15 protein-coding genes are annotated in these 19813 nt (G+C 60.7%); 6 read left to right on the forward strand and 9 right to left on the reverse strand.

Going from position 1 to position 19813, the window contains the following annotated elements; all coding sequences use genetic code 11:
- Window positions 1–282 precede the first annotated feature (282 nt).
- Window positions 283–1161: an MBL fold metallo-hydrolase gene (locus HX898_RS20510; protein ID WP_138388773.1), complete on the forward strand. Its 879-nt coding sequence runs from the start codon at window positions 283–285 to the stop codon at window positions 1159–1161.
- Window positions 1158–1928 carry a phosphotransferase gene (locus tag HX898_RS20515; RefSeq protein WP_138388772.1) on the forward strand — a complete coding sequence of 257 codons (771 nt, stop codon included), beginning with the start codon at window positions 1158–1160 and terminating at the stop codon, window positions 1926–1928. The genes HX898_RS20510 and HX898_RS20515 overlap by 4 nt, the downstream gene beginning before the upstream one ends.
- Window positions 1929–1976: 48 nt before the next feature.
- Here the strand turns inward: HX898_RS20515 and HX898_RS20520 are convergent, their stop codons facing one another.
- Both HX898_RS20520 and HX898_RS20525 read right to left on the reverse strand, forming a co-directional pair.
- A complete protein-coding gene (locus HX898_RS20520) occupies window positions 1977–3020 on the reverse strand; it encodes a magnesium and cobalt transport protein CorA (protein ID WP_171600465.1) in 1044 nt (347 codons plus the stop codon).
- Window positions 3021–3184: 164 nt separating this feature from the next.
- Window positions 3185–3889 carry a DUF4272 domain-containing protein gene (locus HX898_RS20525; RefSeq protein WP_180195556.1) on the reverse strand — a complete coding sequence of 235 codons (705 nt, stop codon included), beginning with the start codon at window positions 3887–3889 and terminating at the stop codon, window positions 3185–3187.
- A gap of 198 nt (window positions 3890–4087) precedes the next feature.
- Here HX898_RS20525 and HX898_RS20530 point away from each other — a divergent pair, with 198 nt between their 5' ends.
- Window positions 4088–5968 (forward strand): HAMP domain-containing methyl-accepting chemotaxis protein, encoded by a 1881-nt coding sequence (locus HX898_RS20530; RefSeq protein WP_180195557.1) that lies wholly within the window; start codon window positions 4088–4090, stop codon window positions 5966–5968.
- A gap of 67 nt (window positions 5969–6035) precedes the next feature.
- On the opposite strand, the gene HX898_RS20535 is transcribed toward HX898_RS20530, so the two are convergent.
- The 5 genes from HX898_RS20535 to HX898_RS20555 form a co-directional block, all read right to left on the reverse strand.
- On the reverse strand, window positions 6036–7487 hold the full coding sequence (locus HX898_RS20535; RefSeq protein WP_180195558.1) for an NCS1 family nucleobase:cation symporter-1: 1452 nt from the start codon (window positions 7485–7487) through the stop codon (window positions 6036–6038).
- A 146-nt stretch (window positions 7488–7633) separates the two neighbouring features.
- The gene (locus HX898_RS20540) at window positions 7634–8812 is read right to left on the reverse strand and encodes an alpha/beta fold hydrolase (protein WP_138388767.1); all 1179 of its coding nucleotides are present in this window, start codon (window positions 8810–8812) and stop codon (window positions 7634–7636) included.
- 76 nt (window positions 8813–8888) lie between these two features.
- Complete coding sequence (locus HX898_RS20545) at window positions 8889–11960, reverse strand: efflux RND transporter permease subunit (protein ID WP_180195559.1); 3072 nt, start codon at window positions 11958–11960, stop codon at window positions 8889–8891.
- Window positions 11957–13042: an efflux RND transporter periplasmic adaptor subunit gene (locus tag HX898_RS20550; protein ID WP_180195560.1), complete on the reverse strand. Its 1086-nt coding sequence runs from the start codon at window positions 13040–13042 to the stop codon at window positions 11957–11959. The genes HX898_RS20545 and HX898_RS20550 overlap by 4 nt, the downstream gene beginning before the upstream one ends.
- Entirely contained in the window at window positions 13039–14112 is a 1074-nt protein-coding gene (locus HX898_RS20555) for an efflux RND transporter periplasmic adaptor subunit (protein ID WP_138388764.1), read from the reverse strand. Before HX898_RS20555 ends, HX898_RS20550 begins: the two co-directional genes overlap by 4 nt.
- Window positions 14113–14223: 111 nt before the next feature.
- On the opposite strand from HX898_RS20555, the gene HX898_RS20560 reads away from it, so the two are divergent.
- A complete protein-coding gene (locus HX898_RS20560; protein WP_171600471.1) occupies window positions 14224–14856 on the forward strand; it encodes a TetR/AcrR family transcriptional regulator in 633 nt (210 codons plus the stop codon).
- 75 nt (window positions 14857–14931) lie between these two features.
- Entirely contained in the window at window positions 14932–16011 is a 1080-nt protein-coding gene (locus tag HX898_RS20565) for a LacI family DNA-binding transcriptional regulator (protein WP_180195561.1), read from the forward strand.
- A 42-nt stretch (window positions 16012–16053) separates the two neighbouring features.
- Here HX898_RS20565 and HX898_RS20570 read toward each other — a convergent pair whose 3' ends face one another.
- A complete protein-coding gene (locus tag HX898_RS20570) occupies window positions 16054–17109 on the reverse strand; it encodes a helix-turn-helix domain-containing protein (RefSeq protein ID WP_180195562.1) in 1056 nt (351 codons plus the stop codon).
- Window positions 17110–17350: 241 nt separating this feature from the next.
- On the opposite strand from HX898_RS20570, the gene HX898_RS20575 reads away from it, so the two are divergent.
- Entirely contained in the window at window positions 17351–18502 is a 1152-nt protein-coding gene (locus HX898_RS20575) for an ROK family transcriptional regulator (protein WP_180195563.1), read from the forward strand.
- 264 nt (window positions 18503–18766) lie between these two features.
- Here the strand turns inward: HX898_RS20575 and HX898_RS20580 are convergent, their stop codons facing one another.
- A complete protein-coding gene (locus tag HX898_RS20580; RefSeq protein ID WP_138332670.1) occupies window positions 18767–19813 on the reverse strand; it encodes a carbohydrate ABC transporter permease in 1047 nt (348 codons plus the stop codon).

Genomic DNA, 19813 nt, shown 5'->3' on the forward strand with positions numbered 1-19813 from the left:
TGAAGGCAAACTTCCGTTGGCCGCGGTTGTTCCACTGAAACTGCCATTCGCGATGCGCAGACATCGTCGACCGCACTGGCGCGGGATCGATAGGACCCGCTCCGTTCGCGCATCAAAGGCCCTGGATTCCGCAGACGAGCCTTGAAATTTCGTGACGTATTTGGATAGTCTTCCGCGTCCAGGGAGGGTGACCCATTCCGCACAGTTCTGAAAGAGCAGGCGCCCGAACGGGACTTGATATATCCGAATGAATCACTGCGATTGCAATAGAGGCGACCAGACGTGAATCCATCGGTGGAATTGTGTTCATACCCCGAACTCGATGATCGAATCGTGATCGTCAGGGCGGGAGACGAAGTTGATGCCGTGTTCGTCCGGACCCAGAGGTTCAACGTCCTGATCGATACGCTCGGAACGCCCGAACTCTGCAAGGCGGCGCTGGACCTGCTCGAGGTACAGACGAACACCCGTCCGCTGATTGTCATCAATTCGCACATGGATTGGGATCATTTCTGGGGGAATGCCGCCATTGCCGGGCGCGCTCCGATTATCGCGCATGCCGCCGCGCTCGACCGTTTACGCGACCCTTCCGCACGCGAAGTCCTGAGGGACAAGGCGAGCCAGGAGTCGAGGTTTCGGAATGTCGACCTCATCGGTCCCGATATCACGTTCGCAGGCTCGATGACCCTCAACGGCGGCGACCTGACACTGGAGCTCATTCATACACCTGGACACACGCCCGACCATATCGCCGTATGGATTCCCGAACTTCGCATCTGCCTGGCCGTCGATGCGGTGGAATACCCCGTTCCCGAAGTCTGGAGCAAAAATGCAGACGACCTCCGCTTGATCCGTTCCTCGCTCGAGCGGATACGTGGCCTGGATGCAAGACTGGTCATCCCGGCGCACGGCCGGACCTATTCCCCTTCGGCGGTGGATGAGAACCTCGCCTATTTCCAAGCCCTGGCCGATCGTGTCGGCAGCTTGAGCAAGAGCCAGCTGGCGGATCCGCAACTCGACGGTTCAAGCGGCCTGCGGCTTGAAGACTTCGTCCCCATCCCCGACGGAATGCCTTCCGACGTGGTGGCTTTCTATCGGAAATGCCATGAGACAAACCTCGGCGCCACGGTTCAAGCCCATATCGAAGAGGCCGGACAGTGAAATTGTTGGGGGGCGGGCGAGCTGGGCAGATCTGGCGTGACGGCAACACCGTGATCAGGCCTGCCGGCGCATGGACGCCGACGGTGCACCGGTTCTTGCGCCATCTCAGGAGCAGAGGTTTTCCGGGAGCGCCGGATCCCATTGAGATAACCGGAAACCAGGAAGTCGTCAGTTATGTCAGCGGGCGCGTCTGCGAAGACCTGAGCGACCAATTTGTCGGATCGGAGCGCATGCTGCTTTCCGCAGCCAAGCTTCTGAGCGATTTTCATTCGGCATCTCAAGGATTTCTGGAAGTGGATCGCGAGGTCCAGACATGGATGTTGCCGCCACAGGAGCCACGCCAGATCATATGCCACGGCGATTATGCGCCCTATAACGTCGCCACGGCAGGTCATGCGGTTGTCGGGATCATCGATTTCGATACCGCCCATCCCGCGCCGCGCCTATGGGATCTGGCCTATTCGGTCTACCGCTGGGCGCCGCTTTCCGATCCTGCCAATCCTCATGTGACCTTCAGCCTCAACGAACAGCTGCGGCGAGCGGAACTCTTCTGCACGGCATATGGAGCGACGAAGGAAGAACGGCTCCAGCTCCCCGAGATGATTTGCTGGCGGCTTCAGGCGCTCGTCGATTTCATGCTGGCGAGTGCGGCCGCTGGAGATGAGACGTTCGTGGAGGACGTGGTTGCCGGAGACGCCCGGCTCTATCTCAGCGATATGGACTATGTTCGCAGCCATCGGGATCGGCTGCTGAAGGCCTTGTGCTGACGTATCTTCGCCAGCCCGGATATTCCGTCTGCCCCCTACATCACATATCTATAGCCACTTCTTTCGACGGAAGAAACCGAAGAGGCCCAGGCACAAGGTGACGATGACGCCAAGCACGACGAAATAGCCGTACTGGAATTTCAGCTCCGGCATATCGTTGAAATTCATCCCGTAGATACCGGCGATCGCGGTGGGAACGGCGAGGATTGCCGCCCAGGCGGCGAGCTTGCGGGCGATCGCCGTCTGCTCCGTCTGGCCGATCATCACGCTGGCCTCGAAGGCGAAGGCAAGGACCTCGCGCAGCGCATCGATATCTTCCTGAACCCGGCGCACGTGATCGGTCACATCGCGAAACAGCGACTGGAGTGTGGGATCCATGCCGGGAAGATCGATATGCTCGTACCGCCGACAGACGTCGACGAGGGGCACCACGGCGTTGCGCAACCGCAGCAGCTTACGCCGCAACAGGTAAAGCCGCTCGATGTCGGACTTTTCCAGCTGTTCGCGCAGCACCAGATCCTCGAGCTTCTCGACTTCCTCCTGCACGACCTCGATGACAGGCATGTAGTTGTCGACGATGAAATCGAGGATGGAATAGAGAATATAGTTCTCGCCGTGGGCAAGTGCTGCCGGCGTGGCCTCGCATCGCTGCCGCACCGCCAGATAGGAGGACGAGTCGCCGTGGCGGACGGAGACGACGTAACCGCGACCGACGAACAAGTGCGTTTCGCCGAAGACGATTTCGTCACCCTTCATATGGGCGGTCCGGGCGACGATGAACATCGCATCCCCATAAATCTCCAGCTTCGGGCGCTGGTGAGGCTGTGCTGCGTCCTCGATCGCCAGGGCATGGAGATTGAACTCGGCCTGAACCTGGTGCAGCAGCACTTCATCCGGCTCGTGCAGGCCAATCCAGACGACGGCATTGTCCCGGCTTCGCCATTCGCCGGCCTCTTCTATCCTGATGTCGCGAATGCGTTGCCCATGCTGGTAAACGGCGGCAGCCACGACGCCCGGCCGTTCGTACGGAGGCGATGTGGAACCGCCACCTGCCCGCTCACGAGCACTCTCCAGATCCTTCAGCCGTTCCAAATCCAGCTATCCTCTCCATTCGCGCGCGGGATCATATATCCGCGGGCCAATCCTTCGCCGGTCAGGCGCTCAGCCGATCATAATGCTATTTCGTAAAACATGCATCACCGCGTCGGTGCGGGTCTGACCAGCCGCCTTCATCATGGCCAGGCGCCCAGGCAACATCACGTGTCCGTGGAAATATCGTCCCAATCCTGATCCATGTAGCCAATCAGCCAGTTGAGGGCGTAATGCCGTTCGTAGACCACGCCCTTATCCAATCCGGCAGGTGGCTCCTCTTCCTTCAGCCGCGCATTCACGGCGGCCCAATCGTAGCGGTAAATGAGGTCGGCGGCGTCCAGGAGTTCTTTCTGCGGACGAAGCTTGGCGCGACGCATCAGCCCGTCCGTCCCCAGTTCGCGCAGCGTGTTCGCAATGAATGGCACGTCGCAAATATGATCGGGACGTTCGAGATCGGAGCTGATCCCGAGCGCCCACAACATGACCTGCACACCCTCGTAACGCCAGGCGAAGTTCGTCCGGTCCTGATCCGTGGGATCGGGATCGTCCATGAACGCCCGTTCCTTCGCGGTGAAAAAGCTTGTCGCGTCGAACTGCCGGATGAGAGCCTGACCCATTTCGTGGTCGCCGGTCTCGCCTTTCACGGCGACGATCGCAAGCGCAATCGTCCGCTGAACGACAGCCTTTGTATTTCGGCGGATGCTCTCGGGCTCGATGGTCGGCAGATGATCGATGGTCGGCACACCTTCCGATTGAAGCTGGGCGATAGACCGAGCCTTGCGTGCCCCAGCTTCGTCGGCGGGCTGCGAAACGGCTGCCTGCATCGGAAGGATCAGTGCAAGAAGGGCGGAAAATATGCGCTTCATCATTTCTGGCTCCTGTCATCCCTGACGCCGCATCGATAGGCATTTTCCTGCTTTGGCGGGAGCCCGAGCACGAAGGCGGCGGCGATTTTCCGGAAAACTGGTAAACGGCATTTTTACATATGGAACAAATCGTTAAATTTTTTTCGATACAAAATTCCTTGGCCAACCCGGTATGAAGCCGGCGTTCGATGAGGACTTTCGATGCGTCGTCCAAACATAAAATCGAGCTTGCTATTGATTTTCAGCGGCATAGCTCTTCTTTTTGGTCTTGTCGCCTATCTCGCGGTCGACGGTCTCCGAAAGACGAACGGCTCCACTGAAGAAATTGCGAGCCATTGGCTGCCGAGCGTTCAGGCTTCGCAGGCGATCAATCTCGCCATGACGAATTTGCGCCTCGCCTATCGTGATCACATCATCGCGCAGTCGGATGCGGAAAAGAAAACACGCGAAGACGCCATTAAAGTCGCCGAGGATGCAGTCGGCAAATCGGTGGACGCCTATCTCCTGCTGGCTTCATCCGACCATGAGCGTGAACTGATCAAGACGATCAAGGACAGTGTTGGAAGCTATATCGCCAGCAGCTCGCAGCTGCTCGCCCTTTCCCGCGCCAACAAGACCGAAGAAGCCGGGCAATATCTGGGCGGAGAGATGCGCTCCTATTCGGACAAGCTCAAGGAAGCCACGGCGACCCTGGTCGAATTGGACATCAGCGGCAGCAACAAGGCGGCCGAACTCAGCAAGCAAACATTCGACTCGATAGAATTCTACCTGCTTGCCGCGATCGGCGTTGCTGGATTGCTCGTTCTCGGTGCCGTCGCTTTCGTGCTGACAGGCATCGCCAATCCGATTACCGGCATCACCGCCTCGATGCGGCGACTGGCCGAGGGAGATACAGATTCGGAGATTCCCTTTGCAGACCGCGCCGACGAAATCGGATCGATGGCGGGAGCGGTGGAGATCTTCCGCCAGGCCGCTATCACCAACAAGCGGATGGCACTGGACGCCGAGGAGAATCGCAACAGGGCGGAGGCCGATCGCCTTGCCGCCCAGGAGCAGGCGGAAGCCGACGCCTCGGAGCGCTTGCGCATTGCCACCTCGGGTCTCGCCGCCGGTTTGAAGCGGCTGGCGGCAGGCGACCTCGCCTTCCAGCTCAACGAGACTTTCGCACCAGACTTCGAGGCGCTGCGCCATGACTTCAACCAGTCCATCACACAGCTCGGCGCGACGCTGAGGGCGATATCCGAAAGCATAGGCACGATCGACGAAGGCACGCGGGAAATCTCCTCCGGCGCGAGCGATCTTTCAAAGCGCACGGAGCAGCAGGCGGCTTCTCTCGAAGAGACGGCGGCAGCACTTGAAGAGATCACGGCGAATGTGTCGAACTCCAGCAAACGAACCGAGGAGACGCGCACGGTGGCCACGGAGGCAAATCGCAGCGCCGGGATTTCTGCGGAAGTCGTTTCCCACGCCGAAGAGGCTATGGAACGCATCGAAACCTCGTCGCAGCAGATTTCCAACATCATCAGCGTCATCGACGAAATCGCATTCCAGACCAACCTTCTGGCACTCAATGCCGGCGTGGAAGCAGCAAGAGCGGGCGAGGCCGGCAAGGGTTTCGCAGTCGTCGCCCAGGAAGTCCGCGAACTCGCCCAGCGCTCGGCAAGTGCTGCCAAGGAAATCAAGAGCCTGATCCAGAACTCCTCGAAAGAGGTGGAAGGCGGGGTCAAGCTGGTGCGCGATACCGGCCAGGCCTTGAAGACCATCGGCAGCTTCATCACCCAGATCAATCACCATATGGATTCGATCGCCACCTCTGCGAAAGAGCAGTCCATCGGCCTCAGCGAAGTCAACGTCGCAGTCAACCGGATGGACCAGACCACGCAGCAGAACGCAACCATGGTGCAACAGTCGACCGCGGCATCCAATTCTCTCGCGCATGAAGCCCAGAAGCTTCGCGAACTCATCGCCCAGTTCAGGCTCGACGATGCGGTCAGTCAGTCCTCGGCCCTTCGCTCGACGGCGAGAACGATGGCGCAGCCCGCGGGCCGTGCAGCCGTGCATGCGGTTGCCGCTCGCCGCTGAAACGGGCGGCGACAGGAAACCCCGACATAAAAAGGCGCCCGGCAATTGCCGGGCGCCTTTCATTCGGTCAGGACGCGAAGGCCGGATTGCGCCGCGCGCCCATTCTCAATACGAAATAGATCGCCCCGCCGATGGCGACGCCGAAGAACCAGCCGTAGGTTCCCCACCAGTCCGGCAGGATGGTGGTGAAAGTCGGCAGGATCGAGGAAAACAGCGCCCCCACCGCAAATGCGATGAAGGCATTGCCGTGCCATCCGTTCTGGAACCGGAACTCGCCATTCTCATGGTAGAGCGCTTCGACATTCAGCTGGCTCTTCCGGATGAGATAGTAATCCACCATCATGATGCCGAAGATCGGTCCCATCGTCGATCCGATGAAATTGACGAAATGCGCAGCACCCGTCTCCCACGGGGCAAACGGGTAAAGCACGAGAGCGATCAATGCGGCGATATATCCACCGCGTTTGAAGTTGATTTGGCGCGGGAAGACATTGGCGAAGTCGAAGGCCGGCGACACGAAGTTCGCCACGACGTTGATGCCGAGCGTTGCGATCGCGAATGTCAGCGCCGCAAGCAGCGCCAGGAACCAGCTGTCGAATTTCGCCGATATCATTTCGGGATGCAGCAAGACCTCGCCATAGACCGTAAATGCGGCCGTGGTGGTGACGCCTGCAACGAGGCAGAAGGCCAGGAGGTTGATCGGCAGGCCCCAGAGATTGCCTTTCCGCAGCGCCTTCTCGCTCGTCGCGTAACGCGAGAAATCGCAGAAGTTCAGGTAAAGCGCTGCGAAATAGGTGATCCAGGTGGCGGCCACGGCGGCAAGGGCTGCAAAGGAGCCAGGCTCGCCCGGCACGCCGGCATCCTTGGTCTTTTCGATCAACACGTCGCGCGGGATCTCGGAACCGAAGGAGAAGGTGCCTGATTTGACGACCAGATAGACCGCGAGGATCAGCATCATGATCCAGACGGCGGGACCCGCCCAATCCTGGAACTTGCGAACTGTTTCCATCCCGCGCTGAATGATCAGCAGCTGCAGACCCCAGACGATGACGTAGCAGATGAGCTCGAGGGTCGAGTGGCCGAGCATGTGGCTGTTTTGATGAAAGGCAAGCAGGCTGTCGTTGCGGATCAGCAAGGCAACGATCGCGCCGGATGCGGCGGCGGTCTGCGCCCCGTACCAGAAGCAGGCAACCACCGCCCGGACCAGTGCCGGAACATTCGCCCCGAACGTGCCGAAGGAAGCGCGCGCCAGAACCGGAAAGGGGACGCCGGTACGCACGCCGGCATTGCCGACCAGGCTCATCAGGCAGAAGATGACCAGCGATCCGATGCCGATGGCGATGACGAAATTGACGAAGCTGCCACACAGCAGGAACAGGCTCGCCGCCAGATAATAGCCCCACAGGCTGTGGACGTCTGACGTCCAGACGTTAAAGATGCTGAATGCACCCCATTTGCGCTCCTCGGCGGGTGCAAGATCCTCGTTGTACAACGAGGGAGACGGATTTCGTACGCTCATGAATGCCCTCCCATATCCTCGAGGTCAATTTGACCACAGGCAAAAGTCTGCTCTCCATTTGTGCATCTGACAATTTAATAGTCACATTGTACACATCTCTTGGCGATGCCTGAGGATTAGCCATCGCCGCTCTTACCTCAGTCCGGTCATTGCGAGCCGACGACACGCCCGGCCAGACGAAACGGACTTGCGACCGCGGCGCCGGCAGCATCGAAGACATAGGCGCCGACGTCGCCGGCGGTCGACCGCCTGCCGCTTTCGAAGGAGGCAAGCTGCGCTCCGAACTTGGCGAGCGATGCGTAGCGGTCATGCCCCAGCCCGTCGGATGCCTGGATCGACGTGATGTCGATGACCCGAAGCCTCTCCTTCAAGGCAGCCTCCCTGATGACGGGATCGTCAATATCGAGGCGTCCGACGCGCGCCCGCTCTCCCGCTATGAAGCTAGAGGCCACCAGCGCCCGGTCGTCCTTCGAAACGAGAAGAGATATCGGGATCGGCATCCGCCCGATATCCTTCAGCTGGGAGCGGAAAACATCGACGTCAATGTCAGGGGCCGCCAGGATCACCGCCAGTTTGCCGATGACGTCGTCGCGATGCTGCAGTTTGAGCTGGCGCACCGTTTCCATGACCAGGAATCCGCCCATGCTGTGTCCGAAAAGGATGATGCGTTTCACCTTTCCTGAAGCCGAGAGTGACGTGACAAGCGAGTCGAGGTCGCTACGCGAGGAGAGAGCCGCATCGCGGTCGGCGACATAGCCGGCGACGGCTGCGGCCGAAGGCCACGAAAACAGAATCGGAGAGCCCGGAATGTTGGCGTCCGCGGCGATCTGCGCAGTGCGAAACAGCGCCTCCTGATAGCTATAGTTATAGCCATGCACGAAGATGCCGACAGTGCCGTCGGACTGCGTAGAGTGGAGCGCCTCCTCTACGAAGGCGTCCTTTGCAAGCTGCTTGCGCCTGATGACGGCAAATTGGCGTTCGGGATCCGGCCTCGAGGTCGGATAGGTGATCGCGGTGTCCTTCCGGCCGGGAGGGACCGAAAACGCATATTGCTCGTAGGTGAGATTGTCAGCCCAGGTGCTGCCGAACCCGCCGCGTGCGGTGTCGAGGCTCCTGTTCGTCGCAGCGAGCACATTCACCCGGCTTGGGGCGGCGTCATCAGTGTGAAGCGATGCATTCAGATGAGCTGGGTGAACGGGCTGATGGACCGGGTTCAACACATCGGGCGACGGTCTCGTGGCGCAACCGGCGAGCATCGCCAGGCCGATTGCGACCAGCATCGCCTTGGCTCCCATCGGAAACCCGTTCAAACGCTGTTCCGTCATCGAGCTCTCTCCTCGGAGACCAGGATATGCAGCGGCCGCCGCGGCGGCCGCATGCGATGGACGTCAAAGCCCATGCTCATGCCTTTGCCGCGGCTTCGGTCTGAACGCCTTCATCCCTCGGGATCCTGAACCACGCGACGTAGAGCGCAGGCAGAAACAGCAGGGTGAGCGCGGTTCCGACGACGATGCCGCCCATCATGGCGTAGGCCATCGGCCCCCAGAAGATCTCGCGCGAGATCGGGATCAGCGCCAGCGTGGCCGCCGCGGCCGTCAGCATGATCGGCCGCATGCGGTGTTCAGTAGCCTCGACGACCGCCTGCCAGGGTGCCATTCCTTCGCTGCGCAAATGCTCGATCTGAACGACCAGGATGACGGAGTTGCGGATCAGGATGCCGATGAGCGCGAGCACGCCGAGGATCGCGACAAAGCCCATGGGGGCGTTGCTGAGCAGCAGCGCCGCGACGACGCCGATCAGGGCTGTCGGAGCAACGGCGAACACCAGGAAGAGCCGGCTGAAGCTTTGCAGCTGGATCATCAGGATGGTCGCCATCACAAACAGCATCAGCGGAGCCACAGCCGCGATCGGCCCCTGGGCATCGGCGCTGGATTCGACCGCGCCGCCCACTTCCACCTTGTATCCCACCGGAAGGCCTTTCTGGAATTCTTCGACCTTCGGCTTCAACTGGTCGACGATCGTGGCCGGTTGCGTCGGACCAACGACGGCCGCCTTGACCGTTATGGTGGGTTGCCTGTCGCGACGCCAGATGGTCGGCTGTTCGAGCTCGTAGCGGAAATTCGCCACGGCGGAGAGCGGCACGACCTTGCCGTTGGAGGTGGAGAGCTGCAGGTTCTGCAACGTCTGGATGGAATCGCGCTCGGATGCCCTGGCGCGGCCGATGACGTTGACCAGGTAAATGTCGTCTCGAACCTGGGTGGCCGTCGAGCCTTCGACGATGCCGTTAAGCGCGGTAGCGATGTCTTCGGAGGATACGCCGAGCTGGCGCGCCTTGTCCTGCAGGACATCGACCTTCACCACGCGGGACGGCTCGTTCCAATCCAGGACCATGTTCGCCAGAAGCGGGTGCGATCCGATGACGCCGGCAAACTGCTGGGAGAGGTCGCGGACCTTTTGAATATCGGGGCCACTGACCCGGTACTGGACCGGTTTGCCGACCGGCGGACCGATGTCGAGAAGCTTCACGAAGGCGTCGGTGCCGGGAAAGGTTTTCGTCAGATAGTCCTGCAGTTCCGCCCGCACCTTGTCACGCACGTCGAGTCCCTTGGTGACGATGATCGTCTGTCCGAACGACACGTTGGGCGTCTGCACGTCAAAGGACAGGATGAAGCGCGGCGCGCCCTGGCCGACATAGGTCGTCCAATGATCGATATCCTCGTTGTCGGCCAGCATCTCTTTTTCGAATCTCGCCATCTGCCTGTTGGTTTCGGCGATCGAACTGTTGTGAGGGAGATTCCAGTCGATGATGAGCTCGGGCCTGTCCGAATTGGGGAAGAACTGCTGTTGCACCAGCCCCATGCCGCCGACGGAAAGGCCGAAGACGCCGACCGTCAGAATGATGGTGACCCAGCGCCAACGCATCGCCAGGCCCAGGAGCCAGGAGAAGACGGAGGCGAAGCGGCCCTTCTTCTCATGATGCGATTTCATGGTCTTCGGCAGGATCGTGACGCCGAGAAGCGGCGTGAACAGCACCGCCACCACCCAGGAAACGATCAGCGAAACCGCGATGACCACGAAAAGCGTGAAGGTGAATTCGCCCGCCGCGCTGTCGTTGAGACCGATCGGAATAAAGCCCGCAACCGTGACGAGCGTTCCCGTCAGCATCGGAAAGGCGGTCGACGTGTATACATGGGTGGCCGCCTTTCTGAGACCATCGCCCGCCTCCAGGCGGGCCACCATCATCTCGACGGCGATCATGGCATCGTCGACAAGAAGCCCGAGCGCGATGATCAACGCTCCGAGCGAGATGCGCTGAAGCGAAATGCCGGAATATTCCATCACCACGAAGGTGATCGCCAGGACGAGGGGAATGGAGATCGCCACTACCATGCCGGCGCGAAGACCGAGGCTGATAAAGCTGATGACCAGGACGATGGCGATCGCTTCGAAGAGCGCCCGGGTAAATCCGGACACCGCTTCGTCGACGACGGCCGGCTGATCGGAAACACGGTGGACGTCCACGCCGATCGGAAGGTCAGCGACGACACGTTTCATCTGCGCATCGAGCCCCTCGCCGAACTCCAGAAGATTGGCGCCCTGCTTCATGCCGATCGCAAGCCCGATCGCAGGCTGGCCGTTGAACCGGAACAGCGCCGACGGCGGATCCACGTAGCCGCGTTTGATCGTGGCGACGTCGGTCAGCGGAAAGAAGCGGTTGTTGATCCGAAGATTAATCGATCTCAGACTTTCCTCGGACGTGAATTGTCCACTCACCCGCAATGCGATGCGCTCCGGCCCGGCGTCGACGAAGCCGGACTGCGTGACGGCATTCTGCGCCTGCAGGGTCTGGATGACCGACTGCTGGTCGATCCCGAGTGCTGCGATCTGGCGCGTGGAGAATTCCAGATAGATCGCCTCGTCCTGGGCGCCGACCACATCGACCTTGCCGACGTTGGGCACGGTCAGGACCTCGGAGCGGGCGTTTTCCACGAGATCGCGAAGCTGCCGCTGGGTAAGGCCATCGCTGGTGAAGGCGTAGATGTTTCCGAACACGTCGCCGAAGCGATCGTTGAAGAAGGGACCGACGACGCCGGTCGGGAAATCGCCCTTGATGTCGGCGATCATGTTGCGGATGCGCAGCCAGGTCGGAGCGACATCCTTTGCCTTGGTCGTCGGCAGCAGCTCAACGAAGACGGTCGTCTGGCCGGCAACGGTCTCGCTCTTGGTATAGTCCAGCGATTCCAGTTCCTGGAGCTTCTTCTCGATCCTGTCGGTCACCTGCCGCGTCACCTCTTCGGCGGAGGCGCCGGGCCACTGCGCGGTAATCACCATCGTCTTGATCGTGAAGTTCGGGTCTTCCTCGCGGCCGAGCTTCACATAGGAGAAAGCGCCTGCGAGAATGAAGACGATCATGAAGTACCAGACGAGCGAACGGTGTTCGAGCGCCCAGTCGGAAAGATTGAAGGACTTCACTGGCTGATCTCCTGGTCGATCCTAATGGCCTGGCCATCTTCAAGTTTATGCACGCCTGCCACGACCACCCTTTCTCCGGGTGCGAGCCCTTCGCTGACGCGGACGCTGCCGCCGTCTTCGACGTCGCCGTCGATCTTCACGCGGCGACGCGATACCTTCCCGGCAGGCGCATCGACGATCCAGACGCTCGGGCCGTCGCTGCCGACGAGGATTGCCGAGGAAGGCAGAACGATCTGCGGATCGGCGGCAATGGTTGCCGAGGCTGTGATGACCGAGCCGAGCCTGAAGGCTTCGGGCGGATTGGTGAGCGCGATCTTGGTCCTGCTCGTGCGGGTGGAGGTCTCCGCCTCCGGTGCTATTTCGCGCACGATCCCGGACGTGCGGATGGTGGGATCGAGTTGCAGCGTCACCTCGAAGGGCGCGCCGATCTTCAGTTTCTGGGCGGCGGCCTGCGGGACATCGACGACGGCGTCGCGCTTGTCCGGCCGGGCGATGGTCACAACCGTCTGCCCGGCCGACACCACCTGTCCGACTTCGGCCGAGGTCGCCGTCACAACGCCATCGAATTCCGCCCGAAGCTGCGCGTAACCGTGTTGCTCCGTGGCCTTGTCGAGGTTGGCCTGCGCCTTGGCGACGGCGGCGGCCGCCGTCCGCTTTGCCTGCTCAGCCTCTTCGAGCGAGGCTTCGGTGCCGGATCGCGACTCCAACAGCGCACGCTGGCGCTGCTCGGTGGTCACTGCATTCCTGAGCTGGGCGTCGCTGTTCTCGACGTCGGACTGCGCGTTGCGCACGGCAAGCTCCAGCGCCAGCGGATCGATGGCGGCAACGACGTCATCCTTCTTGACGAGATCGCCGACATTGACGTTGCGGGCGATCATCCGCCCGAGAATCCGGAAGCCGAGTTCGGTCTCGATCGTCGGCTCGATCGTGCCGGTCAGGCCCAGGCTCGCGGCGGCCGTCTGCTTGACTGTCATCGACAGCACGGGACGAGGCGCTTCCTCCTTGCTTTCCTCCTGCGGTGCGCAGGAGGAGATCAGGGCCGTGCCCACCATCAGAGCGACTATGTTGAGACGAATACTCACTTGGAAGCTTCCTTGACATAAGACACGATTTCACCCGGCCTGAGGAACTTGGTCCCATCGGCCACCACGACCTCTCCTTCCGACACACCCGCCTTGACGATAAAGCTGCCGGTCTCGTAGCCGGCGACGTCGACCGCTCGGACCGAAACCGCGGACGATGCGGGATCGACGATCCAGACGGCCGGCTTGCCGTCCTTGGATGTCATGGCGGACCAAGGAAGCTGGATGACGTCCTGCGAGACGTAATTGAACCTTCCGACGACGGGAGCACCGAGAGGGATCGGAGCGTCGCTCGATATCGCGACCTTGACCTTGATGGTTCCGGTGGAGGAATCGATCGTCGGCGAAATCTCGCGAACCTTCGCCGCGATCTTCTGCGTCGGGTCAGACAGAAGGGTCACGGTGCCGTCGCCGTCGATCGGGCGCAGGAACGCACTTTCGACCACCTCAAAGACGGCATCCCGGTCGCCGTCATGGGCAAGCGTGAAGACGACCTGGGCGGCCTGCGCCACCTGCCCGACCTCGGCATTGCGGGCGGTGATCATCCCATCGGCGTCCGCCTTCAGCTCCGTGTAAGACAAGGTGTCCTGAGCGGTTTCCAACAGCGCCTGCGCCGACTTCGTCGATGCCTGCGCGGTCAGAAGCGCCTCCTGCGCCTGGTCGAGTGCCGCACGCGTCGTCACCTGCGTTCGAAACAGGCTCTGCTGGCGGTCGTATGCGAGCTGCGCCTGGGTCTGCTGCGCCTCAGCCGACTGAAGATTGGCCGCCGCCACATCCAGGTCGGCCTTCTGTTCTTCCGGATCGATCCGCGCGAGGAGCTGCCCCGCCTTCACGGATTGTCCAACTTCCACCAGCCGCTCGATGATCTTGCCGCTGACGCGGAAGGACAAATCGGTCTGAACCCGCGCCCGCACTTCTCCTGTGACCGCGCCGCCCTGGACTAGCGGCTCAGGCTTAGCGACGATGACGCCGACCTCTCGTGGGGTTGGCCCAGTCGGTCTGCTCTCATCGCTGCATGATCCGAGACCGATGGCGCATATGATCGCTGTGGCGACCAGAATGGTTCTCATAGTTGACCTCTTGCTCTCAACGGCTGCTGCTATATAATTGACTGACCACTTAGTCAATGAAACTTTGCGTCGCAGGGAGAGAGCGCACGCAACAGGTTGGAGGATCAAAAAATGACAGCCCAGAAGAAGCTCACACGCTCTGAACAGAAGGCGCTGCGACCCATCCAGATTCTCGATGCCGCCTTCGAGGAATTCGTGAGATGCGGTTTCACAGGCACGAGGGTCGAAGACATCGCCGACAGGGTCGGCGTCACCAAGGGTACCGTCTATGTCTACTTCGAGACGAAGGAAAAGCTTTTCGAAGCCATGATCAACCATTTCTCCGTGCCATTTCAGGAACTGCTGGGGATCACCGCGAGCCTCAGCGGCAGCGCCACCGACCGGCTGATCTCCATTCTCGGCCTGCTCTACGAGCAAATCGCCGAGGATCGCACGACCCGCGAGCTGACGCGGCTCGTCATTGCGGAAGGACACCGGTTCCCCGACCTGATCGACCGCCACCACGATCAGTTCATTGAGCCGATCATCACCAAGGTCGACTCTCTCATTCTAGAGGGTGTGGCGTCAGGGGAGTTTCGCGAAGTTCCGGTGGAATTCTCCGATATCGTGGTCGCGCCCATCCTGACGACGACAGTTCTGCGGCTGATATTCGACGACCGCCGCGTACCCACTCCCAACAAGGAGGCCTTCCTGCGGGTCTATTTCGACCTGCTGCTCAATGGCCTGCTTGCCAAACCTCACTGATCGTCGAATGACGAAAAATACCGCGCCAGGCACGTAGCTTTTCTCAAGTTTTTATGTGAAAACATCAAGTTAGCTATGCCTTCAAAGGCAGGACCTCAATTCGCGACGGAAAAAGTGGAACGCAAAGTCAATCTCAAGGATGTCGCGCGCGATGCGGACGTGTCGCTGAGCACGGCCTCGCACGCGCTCAACGGGACCGCGCCGCTGACGATCGAGGTGCGCGAAAGGGTTCTGGATTCAGCCAAACGCCTGGGTTACCTCGACCGCCGGAGGAAGAAGGCGACGATTGCGGCCTTGCGCGTCCTGCTTCTTGCGATTCCCGACGATGCCGCACCGGAGAGCGATCTCAATCTGGTGAGCTGGACGATCCTCAACGGTCTTCGCAGGGAGTGCGAACGCCGCGGCATCAGGATCGTACCCTTCGTCAGCACCCGCCGGCGTATCGACGGCGCTCAGGTCAGGCAGATCGCGCTGTCGGAACGTGCCGACGGCATCGTGGTCCTGAACGATGATCAGCCGGAACTGATCCGAAGCCTCGCCTCCCCTGATATGCCTGTTGTCATCGTCAACGGAGAAGACCCCGCCATGCTGGTCGATACGGTCACCCCCGAAAACCGCTTCGGAGCGCGGCTCGGCATCGAGCACCTGCTGGCGCTCGGGCATCGCCGCATCCTGCATCTGACCTGGAAGGGCCGCACGACGATCCAGCGCCGATATGACGGCTTTTCCGACGCCTATCTTGCCGCCCAGCTTCCGGTGCCTGACGATATGATCGTCGAGGCCGAGGGATATGAGCCCAGGCACGGCGAGGCTGCCATCAACGCGCTGCTCGACCGCGATCCCACGGTGAAAGGCGCGACCGCCGTCTTCTGCGCGGCCGACAATCTGGCGCTCGGCTGCCTGAAGGCATTGGCCGATCGTGACATACGCGTGCCGGAAGCGATTTCGGTCCTGGGGTTCGACGATATCGTCCCCGGCGAATTCAGCCGTCCACCGCTTTCGACGGTCAGCGTTCCCACAGACAGGCTCGGCGCCGCCGCGCTCGCGCTTATCGAACAGCGGCTGATCGCCAACGATCCGCAGCGGCCGGCCCATCGCCTGGAACTCGGATGCCATCTCGTCCTGCGCGGCAGTATCGCACCGCCGCGCTCCTAGAGCATGACGCCGAAAACCGTTCACACTTTTCGGCGTCCTTCTTTATCGCAAGCGCTCAGCCCGCAGGCGCGTATCGCGCGGGCTTTCTCCAAAGGCGCTGCGGTAGATAATAGAGAACCTGCCGGCATGAGAAAAACCCCACAGCGCGCAGATTTCGCGGACGGATCGCTGATTCATCGGGTCCCGCAATTGGTCGCGAGCTGCTTGCAACCTGATCGTGCGCAAGTAACCGCCCGGTGAAGTTCCCCGGAAGGCCCTGAAACCGGTTTGCAGCGCACGAAGCGAAACACCGACACCATCGGCAACCATCGTCATGGTGAGGGGCTCTGCGATATTGGCGTGCATATAGTCGATAGCACGCCGGACATGCCACGGCGCGATCAAACACACTTTCTGTTTTTCCAAATGGTCGGAAAGACGGTGGCGGCCAAAACGGATCACGAGGTTAGCAAGCGTTTCGCTCATCGCCGCCAAGGCCAGAGGTGAAGACAGAAGTGGACCGCCATTGCGCATGCCCTGCACGATCGTCTGCACCAGGCTGCCGATAAGCTGGCCCGACGGCGTTGCGAGATCCACAACCGGCTCAAGGTCAAGTGAGTCGAGGATCGGCATTTCCACCAGTGAAACGAGCATTCGCCTCACAACTTTCCAGTCCAGAAAGAGGGCATCCGAGCAGTGCGGGCCGCCTTGAATGAGACGATCGCCAGCCTCGTGGTTGTTGGCCATGAGGAGACGACCTGGCCCACTTTCAACCACCGTCTTTCCAATGGACAGCCGGAAGGATCCCGAGTGAGGAATGTAAAACGCAAGGTGTTGCGGCGTCTCATCTAGCGTCCGACTTGTCCAGGAACTCTGATAAACCGAATGAAGCACCGTAAATGCCTCACTTGTTCGCAAGTCCGCGGCCCAGGCAAAGGCCCGATCGTTGCTCAACGGCTTCGCGCCAAACACCCCGTAGCCCGCCGAATAGGCGCGAACCATCGACTCGAAGTCAGTGCCTTCATGGGTTGGCGCAAACCCATATACTTCACGCTCGGGAGCGCACACCGTATTTTCGGATCTCAACGATATCTGCAACTCGGTTGTTTCCCTTTCCACACCCCGACCGGCTAACCGCCTCAAGCGCTCCATCTCGTTTGAGATCGCCGCAACGCCGATATCGTGCCTTCCAAACGCTCGGACACGATCCCCTTTGAAAGGCCGTCAGCCTGACTGGCTTGACCAATCTCGATGAGGTAAGCAGTGCCGGCAAAGCGGGGATCGAATTCCTTGTTTGACAGAAGCAGAATGCCCTCCCAATGTGGTTCACACTCACAGTGTAAATCAAAACGAACCGAAAATGAAGTATGATCCGCTAGACCATGTTGCCGCGCATTTTTTGCGAGACACACAACCGATGCGCGTTGCTTCCCGCAACGAGCGCGACCTGTTGCGGCTGATCTGGAAGTCTCCGGGGATCGAACGCTCCGACCTGACAGAGCCGCTCGATCTCACCCAGCAATCGTTGCACAGGATCGTCGCGCGGCTTCATGAGCGAGGAATGCTCGTCTTTTCCCATTCGGAAACCCGACGGCCGGGACCGCCCAGCCCGGAGCTGACCCTTCGCAAAGACTGGTGTTTAACGCTGGGCATCTCCGTGAACGTCGGCTCGATCGGCCTTTGCCTCATGGGTTTCGGCGAACCTTTGGAAAACATGGAAATCCCACAGGCGGGCTCCTCGCTATCCGTTGAAATGGAGCGGATCGACGCGGCGGTCGAAGAACTTCTTGCCCGACGGGGCGCCAAACGGCGTGACGTCCTCGGCGTCGGCCTGGCCGTCGCCGGCCACCGCATGCTGGAGACGGCATTCAATTGCCCCTTGCCGCTCGCTCATTGGTCGTTGATCGACCTGGCACCCCTGCTTGGAGAGCAACTTGGGCTGCCGGTCTGGGCAGACAATGTCGCCAGGACCGCAGCCTTGGCGGAAGCCATTTTCGGCGTTGGCCGCGATGTCGCAGATTTCGCCTATATCGCCCATCTTCATGGCTATGGCGGCGGCCTGGTTTCCGGAGGCATGCCGTTTCGCGGTAATTTCGGCAACGCCGGCGAATTTTCCGTTCTCTTCGGGCGTCAGGACTACGAGGAACGCCCTGCACTCGGCGTCCTGCTTGAACATCTTCGTGCCAAGGGGCGCATGAACTTGACCCTGAGGGACCTGAAGAACGAGGACCTGATGGACTGGGATGGCGTTGAGGAGTGGGTCGACCGCGTCACGCCGGCCCACAATCGAGCCATCAATGCGATCTGCGCAATATTCGACCCGGCATTGATCGTCCTCGGCGGCGAGCTTCCGCACTCACTGGCGAGAATGCTGATCGAACGGACAGAATTCAACAACCTGCCTCGGCATGGGGTTTTACGCGACGTCCCCAGGCTTGCCGTGGCGCAGATAATCGATGCCCCCGGCGCAATCGGCGCGGCCCTGATCCCGCTCTTCGAAACCGTTTTGTGATATTTGCAGGACGCCGTAGCATTTTGAAATCGACGTCTGGCCGCCCATCAGGTCGCGGAGGCGGCCGGCCTCGGTGGCAAGCGCTACGCTCGCGGCGACGCATACCGCCCACAAAATGGGCGGCGATTTTGGGAGCCATGCACGAAGACAAAGGCCGAAACACGCCGCATGAACCAGGTTCAATGCGACGCGCCTCAGCCGGGAGGAAGACGTGGTGTGGATTCTTCGGCGGTTGCGGGGAGGCCTATCTCCACGCCTCGCCGCTTACTTCATGCCCGTTCCGGCGATGCCCGTGGTGATGTACTTCTGCAGGAACAGGAAGACGACGGTGACAGGCAGCAGGCTGAGGAATGTCATCGCCAGGATATAGTGCCACTGCACCGAGAACTCTCCCTGGAATGCATTCAGGCCGACCTGCAGGGTGAAATTCTCGCGGCTGTTGAGGACGATGAGCGGCCAGAGGAAGTCGTTCCATCGCCAGAGCACGGAAAAGATCGCCAGCACCGCGAGAGCTGGCGCCGTCAGCGGCAGGATGATGCGCCAGAAGATGCAGAATTCGCTCGCCGCATCGACGCGCGCCGCCTCTATCAGCTCGTCGGGTATGGTCAGCATATATTGCCGCAGCAGGAAGACGGCGGTCGGAGAGGCGACCGTCGGCAGGATGACGCCCCAGAGGTTATCGGCAAGCCCGACCCCGACGATGACGAGATAGGCCGGCACCATGACGACGGCGAGCGGGATCATCAGCGTCGAAATGATGATGACGAAGACCGTCGTATCCCCTGCAAATTTGTATTTCGACAGGGCGAATGCCGCCATGGCGTTGACGATCAGCGTCAGAAGCGTTGCAACGAAGGTGACGAACACTGAATTCTTGAGGAACGTCAGGAAGTTGAAGCGCGTCAGCGGATCGGTGTAATTCTGCGTGGCGACCGTCAGCTTCTGCACCGGCGTCATCCCCTTGACGTCGACGCTGACGGGTGGTCCGGGATTTTCGGGATCGACCATCTGGGCCTTGAGGCCGATGCGGCGGACCATGGCCATTTCACGCATCTGACCGTCGACGGTGACCTGCCAGAGGCTGAGCGGCTTGTCGAAGCCGGGCACGGTCTGCTCGACGGCGGCCCGAGGAAGCAGCGTCGGCGGAAACCGGGTGATCTCGGCGGCCGGCTTCAGCGAGGAGAGGCCCGCCCAGAGGACCGGAAGCAACACCACGAAGGTTCCGCCGATCAGCCAGACCCATGACAATATGTCGGTGATATCGATGCGCCCGGCCCGGCGCGTGCGCGTGAAAAAGCTGATCGGGTTCAT

The organism is Rhizobium sp. WYCCWR 11128 (genome assembly GCF_013416305.1).
GTDB classification, from domain to species: Bacteria; Pseudomonadota; Alphaproteobacteria; order Rhizobiales; family Rhizobiaceae; genus Rhizobium; species Rhizobium indicum.

Bases quoted from the DNA above. Each gene is read 5' to 3' on its own strand.
- HX898_RS20525 (WP_180195556.1), bottom strand. From the start codon at position 3,889: ATGATGAAGCGCATATTTTCCGCCCTTCTTGCACTGATCCTTCCGATG.
- HX898_RS20530 (WP_180195557.1), top strand. From the start codon at position 4,088: ATGCGTCGTCCAAACATAAAATCGAGCTTGCTATTGATTTTCAGCGGC.
- HX898_RS20535 (WP_180195558.1), bottom strand. From the start codon at position 7,487: ATGAGCGTACGAAATCCGTCTCCCTCGTTGTACAACGAGGATCTTGCA.
- HX898_RS20540 (WP_138388767.1), bottom strand. From the start codon at position 8,812: ATGACGGAACAGCGTTTGAACGGGTTTCCGATGGGAGCCAAGGCGATG.
- HX898_RS20555 (WP_138388764.1), bottom strand. From the start codon at position 14,112: ATGAGAACCATTCTGGTCGCCACAGCGATCATATGCGCCATCGGTCTC.
- HX898_RS20560 (WP_171600471.1), top strand. From the start codon at position 14,224: ATGACAGCCCAGAAGAAGCTCACACGCTCTGAACAGAAGGCGCTGCGA.
- HX898_RS20565 (WP_180195561.1), top strand. From the start codon at position 14,932: ATGCCTTCAAAGGCAGGACCTCAATTCGCGACGGAAAAAGTGGAACGC.
- HX898_RS20575 (WP_180195563.1), top strand. From the start codon at position 17,351: ATGAAGTATGATCCGCTAGACCATGTTGCCGCGCATTTTTTGCGAGAC.
- HX898_RS20580 (WP_138332670.1), bottom strand. From the start codon at position 19,813: ATGAACCCGATCAGCTTTTTCACGCGCACGCGCCGGGCCGGGCGCATC.